At 65.5% G+C, this 1,896-nt stretch carries 1 protein-coding gene and 1 pseudogene; one reads left to right on the forward strand and one right to left on the reverse strand.

Annotation, left to right across the window (positions count from 1 at the left end; translation table 11 throughout):
* Nucleotides 1–104: 104 nt before the first annotated feature.
* Entirely contained in the window at nucleotides 105–533 is a 429-nt protein-coding gene (locus EOD07_RS32875; RefSeq protein WP_127238200.1) for an Lrp/AsnC family transcriptional regulator, read from the reverse strand.
* Here EOD07_RS32875 and EOD07_RS32880 point away from each other — a divergent pair.
* Nucleotides 526–1,764 (forward strand): annotated as a pseudogene (locus EOD07_RS32880) (saccharopine dehydrogenase family protein); the annotation flags it as partial. The gene EOD07_RS32875 and the pseudogene EOD07_RS32880 sit on opposite strands and share 8 nt — an antisense overlap.
* Nucleotides 1,765–1,896 lie beyond the last annotated feature (132 nt).

The following is a 1,896-nucleotide window of genomic DNA, read 5'->3' on the forward strand; positions in this document are numbered from 1 at the left end:
CGCTGGCGATTAGCGAAAGGCGGCGTGACATCTGATCTCCCCCCATGAGGGGGAGATGGCCGGCAGGCCAGAGAGGGGGGCCTCGCGCCAACATCTCACCCGTTTCACCGATCCACCCGCGTCGACAAAATGATCGACGATGACGTCCGCTCCACGCCCTCCATCGCGCCGATCTTGTCGAGCAGCGCGTCGAGATCGCGGATCGACGGCGCGTCGACGATGACGATCATGTCGAAATTGCCGCTCACGGAATGCACGGTACGCACCGGCGGCATCGCCTCCAGGGCGCGCACCACCTTGTCGGCGAGTTTCGGCGTGACGGTGAGCAGCACATGCGCCTTCACGAGTCCCTGCTCATAGTCGGGCGACAGCCTGACCCCATAGCCGACGATGATACCGCGCTGCTCCAGCCGCTCGATCCGGCTCTGCACCGTCGTGCGCGAGACGCCGAGCTGGCGCGCCAGTTCCGCCGTCGAGGCCCGCGCGTTGGCGCGCAGCAGGGTGAGCAGGGCCTGTTCGGCTTCAGTGATCATTTCGACGAAACCTTTCGGCAGATCGTTCAAAGTTCAGCTTCATATTGCCAGATTCCACGCTTCCTTTCGACAGGCAAGCTGCGATGATTTCCGCCAAATCGAATTGGCCCAAATCAGGATTGCAGGGGAATTGATCATGAAGAACATCGTTGTCGTCGGCGCCGGCAAGATCGGCTCGACCATCGCGGAAATGCTGAGCGCCACGGGCGACTACCGCGTCACGCTCGTCGACCGCTCGGCCGCCCCGCTCGCCGCCGCCGAATTGCCGGCTGGCGTCGCGACGCAGGAGCTCGACATCGCCGCCGCCGGCGAACTGGAAAAGATCCTTGCCGGCAAGTTCGCCGTGCTGAGCGCCGCGCCCTTCCATCTCACCACGCGCATCGCCGAGGCGGCCGCCGCCACCGGCGTGCACTATCTCGACCTCACCGAGGACGTGGTCTCGACCCGCCGCGTCAAGGAACTGGCGCGCGGGGCGAAAAACGCCTTCATCCCGCAATGCGGCCTGGCACCGGGCTTCATCTCGATCGTCGCCAACGACCTCGCCAGCCGTTTCGACACGCTGGAAAGCGTGCGCATGCGCGTCGGCGCGCTGCCGCAATATCCGTCCAACGCGCTGAACTACAACCTGACCTGGAGCACCGACGGCGTCATCAACGAATATTGCGAGCCCTGCGAGGCGATCGTCGAGGGCGAGCTGATCGAGGTGCCGCCGCTGGAGGAGCGCGAGGAGTTCTCGCTGGACGGCGTCACCTATGAGGCCTTCAACACCTCCGGCGGGCTCGGCACTCTGGCGGAGACGCTGAAGGGCAAGGTGCGCACGCTGAATTACCGCACCATCCGCTATCCCGGCCACGCCGCGATCATGAAGGCGCTGCTCAACGACCTCGGGCTCCGCCACCGCCGCGACGTGCTGAAGGACATTTTCGAGAGCGCCCTGCCGTCCACGCTGCAGGACGTGGTCATCGTCTTCGTCACCGTCTCGGGCCGCCGCAGCGGTCGCCTGTTGCAGGAGACCTACGCCAACAAGATTTATTCGCAGCGCGTCGGCAACGTCGTGCGCAGCGCCATCCAGATCACCACCGCCTCCGGCATCTGCGCCGTGCTCGACATGCTGGCCGACGGCTCGCTGCCGGCCAAGGGCTTCGTGCGCCAGGAAGACATTGCGCTGGACGCCTTCCTCGCCAACCGCTTCGGCCGCGCCTATGCCCAGCACGAGATGGTAAGCCGGCTCGCGAGCCTTTGGCTAATCTCCCCCCTCGAGGGGGAGATGTCGCCAAAGGCGACAGAGGGGGATCCTCGTGCGTGAAGCGCTAACCTCCTCGCGAGGGGCGCCTTTCCTCTCCCCCGTCGATCGGGGGAGAGG

The organism is Mesorhizobium sp. M2C.T.Ca.TU.002.02.1.1 (assembly GCF_003997225.1).